We start from the raw sequence: 13,275 nt of genomic DNA on the forward strand, positions 1-13,275 counted from the left end.
GGAGCTTGAAGGATGGGAAGAAGGGCCGGTCAGCGGTTGACCATCTTTGCGGGGGTGAGCCAGACCGCGATGGCGCCTACCACGAGCACTCCCGCCAGCACGAACATGCCGGCCTGCGTGGACTGGGTCAGGTCCTTGAGGTAGCCGATCATGTAAGGGCTGGCGAAGCCCGCGAGGTTGCCGACCGAGTTGACGATGGCAATGCCCGCCGCCGCCGCCGTGCCCGACAGAAATGCCGTGGGCAGCGACCAGAACAGCGGCGCGCAGGTCAGCACGCCGGCTGCGGCCAGCGACAGGAAGATCAGGGAAAGAACCGTGTTGTCGGCGAAGAAGGCCGTCATCGCAAAGCCCACGGCGCCCATCAGCGCGGGCACGATCAGGTGCCAGCGGCGCTCGCGGCGCTTGTCGGCGCTGTGCCCCATGAGGTTCATGACGACGATGGCGCACAGGAAGGGAATGGCACTGAGCAGGCCGATGTTCAGCGCGCCCGTGACGCCCGTGGACTTGATCAGCGTGGGCATCCAGAAGGTCAGGCCGTACTGGCCGGCGACGAAGGCGAAGTAGATCAGGCACATCCACCAGACGCGGCGGTCGGCGAACACGGCCTTGAGCGAGTGCTTCTGGGCGCCTGAGTGCTGCTGGTCCAGCTCGATCTCGCGCGCCAGCAGCTGCTTTTCGGAGGCGGTCAGCCACTTGGCGCTGGAGATGCCGTTGTCCAGATAGAAGATGGTCACCACGCCGATCACCAGGGCGGGGATGGCCTCGATCAGGAACATCCACTGCCAGCCGTGCAGGCCATGGTCGCCGTGGAAGGCCTGCATGATCCAGCCCGACAGCGGGTTGCCGAAGATGCCGGCCACGGGGATGGCCGACATGAACAGCGCCACGATCTTGGCGCGCCGGTGGGCCGGGTACCAGTAGGTCAGGTACAGGATCACGCCGGGGTAGAAGCCCGCCTCGGCCAGGCCCAGCAGAAAGCGCAGGATGTAGAAGCCCGTGGGCGTTTCCACATACATGAACATGGCCGACAGAATGCCCCAGGTGATCATGATGCGGGCGATCCAGACGCGCGCGCCCAGCCGGTGCATGAGCAGGTTGCTGGGCACCTCGAAGAGGAAGTAGCCGATGAAGAACACGCCTGCGCCCAGGCCGAACACGGTCTCGCTGAAGCCCAGGTCCTGGGACATCTGCAGCTTGGCAAAGCCCACGTTCACGCGATCGAGGTAGGCGATCACATAGCACAGCATCAGGAACGGCACGAGGCGCCAGAACACCTTGGCGTAGGCGCGCGCCGTCTCCGGAGAGTCGGCCTGGGCAGGGTGGGCCCCGGCCTGGCCGGATGCGATATCCGTTGTCGTCATTTCAAGTCTCCCTTGGGTTCGCCGCTTGATTCGCCGCTTGATGCGCCGCCTGGCGGCTGCGCGGCTGTGGATGGGCTGGGTGGTGGAATGCGGCCGTGGGCGCCGCGGTGCAAATCAGTAGCGCGCCCCGAAGGTGGTGCGCAGCTCGTCGATGGCGGCCGCGTCCAGGGGCTGCGGCCGGGGATGGGTCATGAGCCAGAGCCTTGCGGTTTCCTCCAGCTCTTCCAGCACATGGCTGGCCTGCTCCACCGAGCGTTCCCAGACCACGGGGCCCAGGCGCTCGAACAAGGCGCCGCGCACCTGGCCGGCCAGCGCGGCCACCTCGGCGGCGGCCTGCGGGTCGCCGGGGCGGCGGTAGCGGATCAGCGGGATGCGGCCCACCTTCATGACCTGATAGGGGGTGATGGGCGGCAGCACCTCGTCCTCGCGCCAGACGCCGGACAGCGTCAGCGCCACCAGATGCGTGGAATGCGTGTGGATGACGGCGCGCGCCTCGCCGTCATTGGCGTAGATGCCTCGATGCAGGACCAGGGTCTTGGAGGGCTTGGCTCCGCTGACCCACTGCCCGCCGGCATCGACCTTGGACAGCTCGGCCGGGTCGAGCCGGCCCAGGCAGGCGTCGGTGGGGGTGATCAGCCAGCCGTCATGCAGGCGCGCACTGATGTTGCCGGCCGCGCCGACGGTGTAGCCGCGCTGGTAGAGGCTGGCGCCGGTCGCGCAGATCTGCTCGCGGATGCGGGATTCGTCGCTCATGGGTGAACGCCCAGGCAAAGGCCAGGTGTGCCGGCTGCAAAAAGAGATGTGACTGATACTGTCATCAGGTCATCATACAAATTTTGTGCAAAAACCCAAACAAGGTGAAAACCCTTGGCCATGCGCCAAGGGGTGGTTTCGGAGGTTCAGGGCTTGGCGGCCAGGATGTCGCGGGCCAGGCGTTCGCCGTCCTGCTCCCAGAAGCTGGCGTCGGCGCGGTGGATGCGGTCTATGGCGTTGCCCATGTGCGTGGCGGCGGCCTTGCGCGCGGCCTTGGGGTCGCCGGCCTCGATGGCCAGCACGATGCTGTGGTGCTCGCGTTCCACGGCCTTGCCGAAGTCCTCGCGCCGCGCCTCGTTGGCGCGCGTGATGCGCATGGCGCCGCGCAGGAACTGCGACAGGTAGTCCAGCGTGCTGATCAGGAACGGGTTGCCCGAAGCCTGGGCAATGGCGCGGTGAAACGCCATGTCCTCCTCCACGCCATCACGGCCCAGCCGCACGGCCTCGGCCAGGGCGCTCTCCGCATCGTGGATGCGCTGCATATCCTCTTCGCTGCGCCGGCGTGCCGCGAGTTCGGCCACCTCGGCTTCCAGCGCGCGGCGCACCTCGGTGATCTGGATCAGCGCATTCCTGCCAGCCGCCGGCAGGCCTTCGAAGTCCAGTGGCTCTATGCCTGCCGCCTTCACGAACACGCCGCTGCCCTGGCGCGATTCCACCAGGTTGCGCGACTTGAGCTGGGACACCGCCTCGCGCACCACGGTGCGGCTGACCTCAAGCTGCTGCACAAGCTCGGCCTCGGTCGGCAGCTTCTGCCCCGGCTGCAGATTGCCGGCGCGGATGCGCGCCTCCAGCTGCCGGGCAACCTGGTCCGCAAGCTTGAGACCGGGCTGGATGGCCGAGAAGGAAACCGTCATGGAGGGGGTGGGGGGCTGGGGAGACACGTGTGGCAGCGATTGTCTCAGAACGGTGCGGCCTGTACGGCCTGCTGCGGCAATCGACGCCCAGACCGTCCATGGCGGCAGGAAAGAGACCGATGGTTCTGCCGGAGTTGCGCGGCGCGCCATACTTGCGCCTTTGCAATCCGCCCGCCACGCCCGCCCCGGGCCAAGGCCGCTTCGCCATGTCAACGCCCACCTCGCATTCCGCTGCACCCACAGAACACTCGCACGATGGCGCCATTTCCGCTATTGCCACCACTACCGCTATAGCCGCTATTCCCGCCATCGCCTCGCTGGCCGATGCCGCCTTCACCCAGCGCGTGCAGCACGCCATAGACCACAAGACCAAGCCGCTGGGCGCACTGGGGCGGCTGGAGCAGCTGGCGCTGCGCATTGCCTGCATCCTGGGTCAGGACAGGCCGGTGCTGCAGCAGCCGCAGATGCTGGTGTTTGCGGCCGACCATGGGCTGGCTGCGCGCGGCGTGTCGGCCTATCCGGTGGATGTGACCTGGCAGATGGTCGAGAACTTCATGGCCGGCGGCGCCGCCGTCAGCGTGCTGGCGCGCCAGCATGGGCTGGCGCTGAACGTGGTGGACTGCGGCGTGGCACGCGACTTTCCCGCGCGCGAGCAGGACCCCGACGACAAGCTTCCCCAGCCCGGCCAGCCGCGCCTGTGGCGCCGCAAGCTGGGCTACGGCACGCGCGACTGCAGCCAGGGCCCGGCCATGACGGCCACCGAATGTGCCATGGCCCTGCGCAACGGCGCGGCCCTGGTGCGCCAGCTGCCGGGCAATGCGCTGCTGCTGGGCGAGATGGGCATTGGCAATACCTCCAGCGCATCCTTGCTGCTGGCGCGGCTGTGCGGCGAACCGCTGGCCGAGGTCACGGGTGCGGGCACCGGCCTGGATGCGGCCGGGCTGGCCCGCAAGATCGGGGTGCTGCAGGAGGTGCTGCAGCTGCACGCCCAGGCCACGCAACCGCTGGACGCGCTGGCGGCCATGGGCGGCTTCGAGGTCGCCACCATGGTGGGCGCCGTGCTGCAGGCCGCCGCCGAGCGGCGCGTCATCGTGGTCGATGGCTTCATCACCACGGCCGCCGTGCTGGTGGCCAGCCGCCTGCAGCCGGCCGTGCTGGAGCGCTGCGTTTTCTCGCACCGCTCGGGCGAGCCCGGCCATGTGCGCATGCTGGCCCACCTGGGTGCCGAGCCGCTGCTGGACTGGCAGCTGCGCCTGGGCGAAGGCTCGGGCGCGGCCCTGGCCTGGCCGCTGCTGGTGTCGGCCTGCGCCATGCTGGGCGAGATGGCCAGCTTTGCGCAGGCAGGGGTGAGCACGCGTTCGGAGGAGGCATAGCCGCTGGAGCCGCGGCGCGGCTAGCGCGGTAACGCAGCTGCCGCCAGCTTGCCCAGCCGCCTGACCAGCGCGCCGAAGCGCGCGGCATCGGTGTTGCCATAGCCGATCACCAGGCCGTTGTCCTGGGGCAGCGGTGCCAGGGCGAAGGACGAGAGGGCGCCCGGGTTCATGCCGGCGCGGCGCGCCTGCTCCACGATGGCACGGTCGGACAGGTCCGGCGGCAGCCGCACCGTCAGGTGCAGGCCGCCGTGGCCGCCCAGCACCTCATGCTCCACGCCCAGTTGCGTGGCAACCGCCTCGCGCAGGGCCGCCTGGCGCTCGCGGTACAGGCGCCGCATGCGGCCCAGGTGGCGCGAGAACTGGCCGCTTTCCATGAAGTCCGCCATGGCCAGCTGCTCCAGGCGGTGGCCGCCGCGCAGCATCTCCTGCACGGCGGATGCCGCGCTGGTGGCCAGGGCCTGCGGCAGCACCACAAAGCCCAGGCGCAGTGCCGGGAACATGGTCTTGCTGAAGGTGCCCACATAGAGCACGGGTGCATCCGGCACCTGGCCCTGCATGGCGGCGATGGGCGTGCCCTGGTGGCGGAATTCGCTGTCGTAGTCGTCCTCGATGATCCAGGCCCCCGCGCGGCGCGCGCGCTCCAGCAAGTCCAGCCGGCGAGCCACCGACAGCACGGCGCCCGTGGGATATTGGTGCGACGGCGTGATCTGGATCAGCCGTGGAGGATGGCTGTCCCACAGGCCGGGCGCGATGGCTGCGCCATCCGCATCCACGCGCAGTGTGCTGACGCACAGGTCTCCCCCCGCAAAGGCCGACTTGGCGCCCCGGTAGCCGGGCTCCTCCAGCCAGGCATGGTCGCCCGGGTTGGTGAGCAGTTGCACGCACAGGTCCAGCGCACCCTGGGCGCCTTCGGTGACGATGATGCGCGAGGCATCGCAGCGCACGCCGCGCGAGATGCGCAGGTGCTGCGCAATGGCCTGGCGCAGTGCGGGCTCGCCCGCAGGATCGCCATAGTCCAGCGTGGCGTTGGCGGGAAGGCGCAATGCGCGGTCCTGCGAACGGCGCCAGGCGGGCAGGGGGAATCTGTCCAGGGCGGGCGTGCCCGGCGTCAGGGGCAGGCTGCGGTCGATGGCATGGCGCGTGGGCGCGATGCGGTCCAGGCGCCGTGCCGTGCGTGGTGCGCAAGGGGGCGCGGCTGCCGCCTCGGCGGCTGCCGTGGAATGGGTGGATACAGCCGCCACGCGCGTGCCCTGCCGGTTGGCGACCACATAGCCTTCGGCCGCCAGTTGCTCGTAGGCGATGAGCACGGTGTTGCGCGAGACTCCCAGATCCTCCGACAGGGCGCGCGAGGCCGGCAGGCGGTCGCCGGCCGGCAGCCGGCCCGCCAGGATGGCCTGCTTCAGGCGCTGGATCAGCTGGCGCTGGCGGGGCGGCGCTCCAGGGCCGGATTGCAAGGGACTGGTCAGCAGGTCGGAGGCTTGCATGCAATGGGTGGCGTGGCACCATGAAATAAGGAGGATATGGCGCTTTCAATGATGCCACGCCAACGCTATCGTGGCCCTGCCAAATGACCTGACCAGGAATCTCCCATGCCCCCCGCACTCAATGCCCACTCCCAACCCGTAGGCCACGACCTTTCCAACTGGACCCCACGCCAGCGCCCGCCGCGCACGCCCATGCAAGGCCGCTACTGCCGGCTGGAGCCGCTGTCCGCCGCGCGCCATGCAGCCGATCTGTTCGATGCCTTCAGCCAGGCGCCGGACGCCAGCGACTGGACCTACATGTCGGTAGGCCCCTTCGCGGATGCCGAGGCCTATCTGCGCTTTGCCGAGGCCGCCCAGGCCAGCGATGACCCGCTGCACCACGCCGTCATCGACCTGGCCACGGGCCGTGCCATCGGCTCGCTGGCGCTGATGCGCGTGGACACGGCCAGCGGCGTGATGGAAGTGGGTTTTGTCTGCTACTCGCGCCGGCTCAAGCGCACGCGTGCGGCCACCGAGGCGCAGTTCCTGCTGATGCAGCGCGCCTTCGACGAGCTGGGCTACCGCCGCTACGAGTGGAAGTGCGACAGCCTGAACGCACCGTCGCGTGCCGCAGCGGCGCGCCTGGGCTTCCAGTTCGAGGGGGTGTTTCGCCAGGCCGTGGTCTACAAGGGACGCAGCCGCGACACGGCCTGGTTCTCCATCATCGACAGCGAATGGCCGGCGCTGCGCGCGGCCTACCAGCGCTGGCTGGAGCCGGGCAACTTCGATGCGGGCGGCGGGCAGGTCCTTTCGCTGTCCAGCCTGATGGAGCAGGGTGCGCCGCGGGCTCAGGAGACGGCAGGCGCGGCGTAGTAGGCCTGCAGTACCTCGATCAGGGCCTGCGCATGGCGCGGCAGCCGGCCCTGGTCGCGCACGAGGATGCGGCGCTCGCGCACGCTCCATGCGTCGGTCAGATCGATGAGCGCCAGCCCCATGCTTTCGCGGTTGCGCCGCGCGGCGCTCTCGGGAACGATGCCTATGCCCACGCCGGCGCCGATCATGCGGCACATGGCGTCGAAGCTGGACAGCTGTATGCGCAGCTTCATGGGCTTGCCCAGGCGCTCGGTCACACCTGCCAGAAATGTCTGCAGCGTGCTGCCCTGCTGCATGCCGATGGCGTCCTCGTCCAGCGTCTCGGCAAACGCAATGCGCTTGCGCCGCGCAAAGCGGTGGCCGCGCGGCGTGGCCAGCACCAGCCGGTCGGTGCTGAAGTGGATGGTCTGCAGGCCCAGCGTATCCACCTGGCCGGCCACGATGCCCAGGTCGGCCCGGCCGTCCAGCACGCCGCGCGCGATCTCGGCGTTGGGCCGCTCCTGCAGGTCCACGTTCACGCGCGGGTGGTCGGCAAGAAAGGCGGGCAGGATCTCGGGCAGGAAATCGGTCACGGCTGTGGTGTTGGCAAACACCCGCACATGGCCGCGCAGGCCGGCGCCGTACTCCTGCAGGTCGTGGCGCAGCTGCTCGGACTGCAGCAGCATGCCGCGCGCGTGGTGCAGGAAGGCTTCGCCGGCCGGCGTGGGCCGCACGCCGCGCGCCTCGCGGTACAGCAGGGGCATGCCCGCCTGCTCCTCCAGCGCCTTGATGCGCAGGCTGGCTGCGGCCAGGGACAGGTGCTGCCTTTGCGAGGCGCGCGTGAGGCTGCCCAGTTCGGCGGCATGCACGAACAGGCGCAGGTCCGTCAGGTCGAAATGCATGAGGGGCATGAAGGGCGAAGAGGGCATGGGCTGGGTCAAGGCTTTGTCAATTCCGAAGGCCGGGTCAGGAAATGCGCGATTGTGCGCCGGCCCGGCACGGGCAACCATGCGGGCTTGCGACAAGAACAAACGGAGACATGACCATGCCGGATTCTTCCTTTCCCCTGCCGTCGAGCCTTTTGCGCCGCCGAAGCCTGCTGGCAACTGCACTCGCCTTGCCCCTGCTGGGCCGTGCCCAGGCCTGGCCCGCGCGGCCCATCGTGATGATCGTCCCGCAGGCGCCGGGCGGCACCAACGACATCGTGGGCCGGCTGGTGAGCCAGAAGCTGGCCGAGGTGCTGGGCGCCAGCGTGGTGGTCGAGAACCGGCCCGGTGCGGGCGGCAACATCGGCACCCAGGCCGTGGCCAAGGCGCCGCGCGACGGCCATACGCTGCTGATGACCATCAGCAGCAGCCAGGCCATCAACCCCGCGCTGTACCGCAAGCCGGGTTTCGATCCGGTGAAGGACTTCCGGCCCATCGGCCTGATCGGCTCCGTGCCCAATGTGCTGCTGGCCCATCCCGGCTTTGCGGCCAAATCCGTGCCCGAGCTGATCGCCATGGCCCGGGGCCGGCCCGACGAGTTCCGCTATGCCTCGGCCGGCAACGGCACGCTCAACCATCTGCTGGGCGAGATGCTCAACAGCATGGCGGGCATCCAGCTGCAGCATGTGCCCTACAAGGGCGTGGCGCCCGCGCTCAACGATGTGCTGGGCGGGCAGGTGCCGCTGCTGTTCGGCAGCCTGCCGTCAACGCTGCCCCATATCCAGGCCGGCCGGCTGCGTGCGCTGGCCGTGAGCGGCGCGGCGCGATCGCCGCTGCTGCCCGATGTGCCCACCATTGGCGAGACCGTGCCCGGCTACAACGGCACGCTGTGGGTGGGTCTTTTTGCGCCTGAAGGCGTGCCCGCGCCGGTGCTGGCGCAGTTGCAGGACGGCATGGCCCGCGCGCTGGCGGCCGGCGATCTGCGCGGCAAGCTCGAAGCCTCGGGCGTGGAGCTGGCCGGGCCGGCGGACAGGCCCGTGCCGCCCGCCCAGATGGCGGCCCTGCTGCGCGAGGACATCGCCAAGTGGGCGCGCATCGTCAAGGCGTCCGGCGCATCGCTGGATTGACGCAAGGCCTCAGCCCTGCGGCTCCATGGCCAGCGCGAACAGCTCGCTGCGAAAGTGGATGCCCAGCCGCGCAAAGGCGCGGTTGCGGTAGGTCTTGACGGTGGGCAGGCTCAGGCACAGGTCGCAGGCAATGCCCTCATGCGTCATGCCCTGCAGCAGCCGGGCGCAGACATCGAGTTCGCGCGGCGTCAGGTCGGGCTGTGCCTGCAGCAGGCGCATGCGCAGGGCCGGCAGTGTCTGCCGCTGCCGGGGCTGGCTGGGTGGGGTGGCCGGGGCCGAAGCCAAGGCCGTTACCACGGCGGGCTGCGCCTGCGTCAGCGCGATGTGCTTGTGCGCCAGGGCCAGCAGCACGGGCGCCATGCTCCCGAAGCGGTCGATCTGCGCATCGCCCAGTGCCCTCTGGTGCTGGTGGCGGTAGAAATTGACGGCAAACACACCGCCGTCGTCCTGGTGCTCGACGATGGACACGCGCTCGGCCATGCCGTGCGCGTCGTAGACCAGGGCGCGGTGCTCGCCCTCCACCTCCTGGGCCGTGATGTGGCACAGCGCCGTGGCGCGTGCCGGGCCGGCGTCGCCGTAGTTCCAGGTGCTGTCGCGCAGATAAGGACCCGAGAGATAGGCCCACCAGCAGTCGCGCGTGGTATCGCGCGCCTCGCTGCTGGCCGACAGGAACAGCTGCGGCCGGCTGCGCGGGCCCGTACGGTAGACCGACCAGGAGGCGGCGGGCAGCAGCGGGTTCATGGCCTCCAGCACCTGCCGGGCGAAGCCGGGCTCGCCCAGGCTGGCGACCATGTGGCCGATGGCGTGGCTGGGCACGTGGCCGGACGCATGGGCGCCCAGGGCGCTGGCGTCAGGGGTGTCGGAGGGGGCGGTCCAGTGTCTCAAGGGATGGCAGGGGCGGGCAGGGCGTTGTCATCTTCCGGGATGACGGCCGGCCCGGGCAATGGTGCTTATGCTAGGTCCCGATTCCATCCACCGGAGCCCCAGAACCATGCCAGATGACGTGCCGCAGCTTGCGGCCTTGCCCGATCCGTGCTTTCGCTTCTTCGCCGACCTGAGCGTGCAGGTGGGCCCGCCGCAGGAGGTCGGTGCCACGGCGCACGGCGGGCGCCGACTGATCCCCATCCTGGGCGGCACGGCCCAGGGCGACGGCTGGAGCGCGCGCGTGCTGCCCGGAGGCGCGGACTTCCAGCGCATCGTGCACGGCGGGCTGGCCGAGCTCGATGCGCGCTATGTGCTGGAGACCGATGCCGGCGACCTGATCTATGTCTGCAACCAGGCGCTGCGCAGCGGCGACCCAACGCACATGGCAAAGCTGGCGCGCGGCGAGCCTGTGGACCCCGCGCACATCTATTTCCGCTGCGCGCCCCGCATGGAGACGGCCAGCCGTGCGCTGGCCTGGATCAACGAGCGCCTGTTCTTCGGCACCGGCGCGCGCCATCCCGATCGCGTGCAGATGCGCTTTCACGAACTGCTCTGAGCCGCGCCTTTCCCCTCTCGATACCCACAATGCAGGAGACAAGACACATGAAAAACCAGGCATCGAAGTCGCGCCGCACCGCCGTGGCCTGCGCACTTGCCGCCGTGCTGGCCACCGGGCTGGCTCCCTGGACCGTGGCCGGCGCTCAGCCGGCCTTTCCGAGCAAGCCCGTGCGCCTGCTCGTCGGCTTTCCTGCGGGAACGGGGCCGGACATCGTGGCGCGCCTGCTCGCGCAGAAACTCTCCGAGCAATGGGGCAACCTGGGCGTGGTCGTGGACAACAAGCCGGGCGCTGGCGGCCTCATCGCCGCCAGCGAGGCGGCACGCGCCGTGCCTGACGGCTACACGCTGATGCTGGGCGAGACCGGCCAGCTCAGCATTGCCCCCAGCACCTACCAGCGCCTGCCCTACGACCCGCAAAAGGACTTTGTGCCCGTCAGCCAGGTCGTCACCTCCGACTTCGTGCTGCTGGTCAATCCGCAGAAGGTGCCGGCCCGCAATGTGCCCGATTTCGTGGCCTGGGCGCGCCAGCGCAAGGAGCTGTTCATCGCCACCTTCGGCGCCGGCACGCCCGGCCATTTCGGCGCCTTCATGTTCGGCAATGCCGTGCAGCTCAAGCCCGAGCCCGTGCACTACAAGAACACCAACGATGCCCTGGGCGGCCTGTTCAGCGGCGACGTGCAGGCCGTCTTCGCCACGGCGGCCCTGGCCGCGCCCCAGGTCAAGGCCGGCAAGCTCACGGCCCTGGGCAGCACGGGCGCCACGCGCACCCAGTCCATGCCCGAGCTGCCCACCATCCGGGAGCAGGGCTATCCGTCGCTGGAGTTCAATTCCTGGTTCGGCGTGGTCGCGCCCGCCAAAACACCGCCCGAGATCGTGGCCAGGCTGCAGGCCGATATCGTGCGCGCCCTGCAGCAGCCCGACAGCCGCAGCCGGCTGGAAGAAGCCGGTTTCCGCGTGACGGGCACCACGGGCGACGAGCTCGCCCGCATCATGCGCGCCGACACGGTCACCTGGGGCAAGGCCGTGGCGGCCACGGGGTTCAAGGCCGATTGAGGCTCAGCGCTTGCCCGCAGCCGGGGCAGGCGTCTTGGGCGAGTAGTCGCAGTACGGCGCCACCACGCACTCCCAGCAGCGTGGCTTGCGGGCCTGGCAGACGTAGCGGCCCAGCAGGATGAGCCAGTGGTGCGAGTCCACGGCATAGGCCGGGGGCACGCGCTTCATCAACTGCATCTCCACGGCCAGCGGCGTCTTGCCCGGTGCCAGGCCCGTGCGGTTGCCCACGCGGAAGATGTGCGTGTCCACGGCCATGGTGGGCTCGCCAAAGGCCACGTTGAGCACCACGTTGGCGGTCTTGCGGCCCACGCCGGGCAGGGCTTCCAGCTCCTCGCGCGTGCGCGGCACCTGGCCGCCGTGGCGCTCGACCAGGATCTGGCAGGTCTGCATCAGGTGTTTGGCCTTGCTGCGGTACAGGCCGATGGTCTTGATGTAGCCCTCCAGCCCTTCAAGTCCCAGGTCCAGGATGGCCTGGGGCGTATTGGCCACGGGAAACAGCTTGCGCGTGGCCTTGTTCACGCCCACGTCCGTGGCCTGGGCCGAGAGCAGCACGGCAGACAGCAGCTCGAAGACGTTGGTGTATTCCAGCTCGGTCTGGGGCGAGGGATTGGCGGCCTTGAGCGTGGCGAAGAAGGGTTCGATGCTGGTGGTTTTCATTGTGGGGGGCGCGTATCCATCGATGTGGCGTGCATTGTCATGCAAGCGCGGGTATTTGAAAGTACGTAACAGGCTCTAGGAATGTTCTGATTTTTCATGTCTGCCAGGGTCAGATCGTCTGGTTATGCAGATGCGGCGTTGACTGGCCAAGGCCGCATCGCAATAGTCGGCCGGATCGATTCCGCCGACACCAGACATCCAGACATCACGCCACCAGGAGGGGGCGACCACATGGCCACTCGCAAGATATCCGTTTCTCCCGCGCTCGCATCGTCACAGGCCCTGCTGGGCAATGTGCGGGACCTGATCGAGGCCGCGCGGCTTCGCGTGGCAGCCAACGTCAACAGTGAACTCACCCTGCTGTACTGGCACATCGGCCAGCACATCCATGGCCATGAATCCGAGGTGCGGCAGGCAGGCTGCAGCGATGAGGTCCTGCCGGTGCTGGCCGGTCATCTGGTCCAGGACTATGGCAGCAGCTTCTCGGAGAAGAACCTGTGGCGCATGACGCAGTTCTCCACCGCGTTTCCCGACCAGCCCCTGGTCATCTCGCCGACCCGGAAATTGAGCTGGGCGCATTTCATCGTGCTGATTGCGATCAAGGACCCAGTGCAGCGCGAGTACTACGCCAGCATGGCGAGCCTCGAGCGCTGGAGCGCACGCACGCTGCGCAGCCGCATCGACTCCCAGCTCTATGAACGCCTGGCGCTGCCCTGCGATGCCGAGGCGCTGATCGCGCAGGAGCCGGTCACGCCGCGCAGCACCGAGCGCATGTCGCCGGCGCTGTTCATGCGCGATCCCTACATCTTCGACTTTCTGGGGCTGCACGATGCCTGGCAGGAGGGCGACCTGCAGGCCGCCATCATCCGCGAGATGGAGGCCTTCCTGCTGCGGTCGGGCACGGGCTTCACCCTGGTGGCGCGGCAAATGCACATGCATATGGATGAGCAGGACTTCCACCTCGATCTGCTGTTCTACAACCGCAAGCTGCGGCGGCTGGTGGCGGTGGAGCTGAAGGTGGGCGAATTCACGGCCGAGGACAAGGAGCAGATGGAGCAATACCTGCGCTGGCTGGACCGGCATGAGCATGAGCAGGGCGAGAACACGCCGATGGGCATGGTGCTGTGCACGGGCAACAGCTCCGAGCAGATCGAGCTGCTGGAACTGGGGCTGCGCGGCGTGCAGATGGCCGAGTACCTGCCCGGCCTGCCTGAGCGCCAGACGCTGGCACAGCGGCTGCGGCAGGCCACGCGCCGGGCGCAGTGGCATTGGGCGCAGCGCCAGCTGGAAGGCGGGCCGGCCTGAGCGCCTGCC

13 protein-coding genes are annotated in these 13,275 nt (G+C 69.0%); 6 read left to right on the plus strand and 7 right to left on the minus strand.

Annotated features, from left to right (window positions below; translation table 11 throughout):
- Nucleotides 1-29: 29 nt before the first annotated feature.
- The 3 genes from CLV01_RS13090 to CLV01_RS13100 form a co-directional block, all read right to left on the minus strand.
- The gene (locus tag CLV01_RS13090; RefSeq protein WP_043819407.1) at nt 30-1,361 is read right to left on the minus strand and encodes an MFS transporter; all 1,332 of its coding nucleotides are present in this window, start codon (nt 1,359-1,361) and stop codon (nt 30-32) included.
- A 114-nt stretch (nt 1,362-1,475) separates the two neighbouring features.
- Nucleotides 1,476-2,114, minus strand: a complete 639-nt coding sequence (otnC, locus tag CLV01_RS13095; RefSeq protein ID WP_099734125.1) for a 3-oxo-tetronate 4-phosphate decarboxylase — start codon at nt 2,112-2,114, stop codon at nt 1,476-1,478.
- A 146-nt stretch (nt 2,115-2,260) separates the two neighbouring features.
- Nucleotides 2,261-3,028: a FadR/GntR family transcriptional regulator gene (locus CLV01_RS13100; protein WP_013803197.1), complete on the minus strand. Its 768-nt coding sequence runs from the start codon at nt 3,026-3,028 to the stop codon at nt 2,261-2,263.
- Between the two features lie 119 nt (nt 3,029-3,147).
- Here CLV01_RS13100 and cobT point away from each other — a divergent pair, with 119 nt between their 5' ends.
- Entirely contained in the window at nt 3,148-4,401 is a 1,254-nt protein-coding gene (cobT, locus tag CLV01_RS13105; RefSeq protein ID WP_099734124.1) for a nicotinate-nucleotide--dimethylbenzimidazole phosphoribosyltransferase, read from the plus strand.
- A 20-nt stretch (nt 4,402-4,421) separates the two neighbouring features.
- On the opposite strand, the gene pdxR is transcribed toward cobT, so the two are convergent.
- Complete coding sequence (pdxR, locus tag CLV01_RS13110; RefSeq protein WP_099734123.1) at nt 4,422-5,885, minus strand: MocR-like pyridoxine biosynthesis transcription factor PdxR; 1,464 nt, start codon at nt 5,883-5,885, stop codon at nt 4,422-4,424.
- A gap of 105 nt (nt 5,886-5,990) precedes the next feature.
- Between pdxR and CLV01_RS13115 the strand changes: the two genes are divergently transcribed.
- The gene (locus tag CLV01_RS13115; protein ID WP_099734122.1) at nt 5,991-6,737 is read left to right on the plus strand and encodes a GNAT family N-acetyltransferase; all 747 of its coding nucleotides are present in this window, start codon (nt 5,991-5,993) and stop codon (nt 6,735-6,737) included.
- Here the strand turns inward: CLV01_RS13115 and CLV01_RS13120 are convergent.
- The gene (locus CLV01_RS13120) at nt 6,713-7,618 is read right to left on the minus strand and encodes a LysR family transcriptional regulator (RefSeq protein WP_026062687.1); all 906 of its coding nucleotides are present in this window, start codon (nt 7,616-7,618) and stop codon (nt 6,713-6,715) included. The genes CLV01_RS13115 and CLV01_RS13120 overlap by 25 nt on opposite strands.
- Nucleotides 7,619-7,761: 143 nt before the next feature.
- On the opposite strand from CLV01_RS13120, the gene CLV01_RS13125 reads away from it, so the two are divergent.
- A complete protein-coding gene (locus tag CLV01_RS13125; RefSeq protein WP_099735161.1) occupies nt 7,762-8,769 on the plus strand; it encodes a tripartite tricarboxylate transporter substrate binding protein in 1,008 nt (335 codons plus the stop codon).
- Nucleotides 8,770-8,778: 9 nt separating this feature from the next.
- On the opposite strand, the gene CLV01_RS13130 is transcribed toward CLV01_RS13125, so the two are convergent.
- Nucleotides 8,779-9,654 (minus strand): helix-turn-helix transcriptional regulator, encoded by an 876-nt coding sequence (locus tag CLV01_RS13130; RefSeq protein ID WP_373681048.1) that lies wholly within the window; start codon nt 9,652-9,654, stop codon nt 8,779-8,781.
- Nucleotides 9,655-9,760: 106 nt separating this feature from the next.
- On the opposite strand from CLV01_RS13130, the gene CLV01_RS13135 reads away from it, so the two are divergent.
- Nucleotides 9,761-10,249, plus strand: coding sequence for a DUF3237 domain-containing protein (locus CLV01_RS13135; protein ID WP_063326605.1), 489 nt, complete (start codon nt 9,761-9,763; stop codon nt 10,247-10,249).
- Nucleotides 10,250-10,296: 47 nt separating this feature from the next.
- Complete coding sequence (locus CLV01_RS13140) at nt 10,297-11,304, plus strand: Bug family tripartite tricarboxylate transporter substrate binding protein (protein ID WP_099734121.1); 1,008 nt, start codon at nt 10,297-10,299, stop codon at nt 11,302-11,304.
- 3 nt (nt 11,305-11,307) lie between these two features.
- On the opposite strand, the gene nth is transcribed toward CLV01_RS13140, so the two are convergent.
- Nucleotides 11,308-11,961 (minus strand): endonuclease III, encoded by a 654-nt coding sequence (gene nth, locus CLV01_RS13145; RefSeq protein WP_043819386.1) that lies wholly within the window; start codon nt 11,959-11,961, stop codon nt 11,308-11,310.
- Nucleotides 11,962-12,192: 231 nt separating this feature from the next.
- On the opposite strand from nth, the gene CLV01_RS13150 reads away from it, so the two are divergent.
- Entirely contained in the window at nt 12,193-13,266 is a 1,074-nt protein-coding gene (locus CLV01_RS13150) for a PDDEXK nuclease domain-containing protein (protein WP_097202812.1), read from the plus strand.
- Nucleotides 13,267-13,275: the final 9 nt, after the last annotated feature.

It is taken from the genome of Delftia sp. 60 (genome assembly GCF_002754395.1).
Taxonomy (GTDB): Bacteria; Pseudomonadota; Gammaproteobacteria; order Burkholderiales; family Burkholderiaceae_C; genus Comamonas; species Comamonas acidovorans.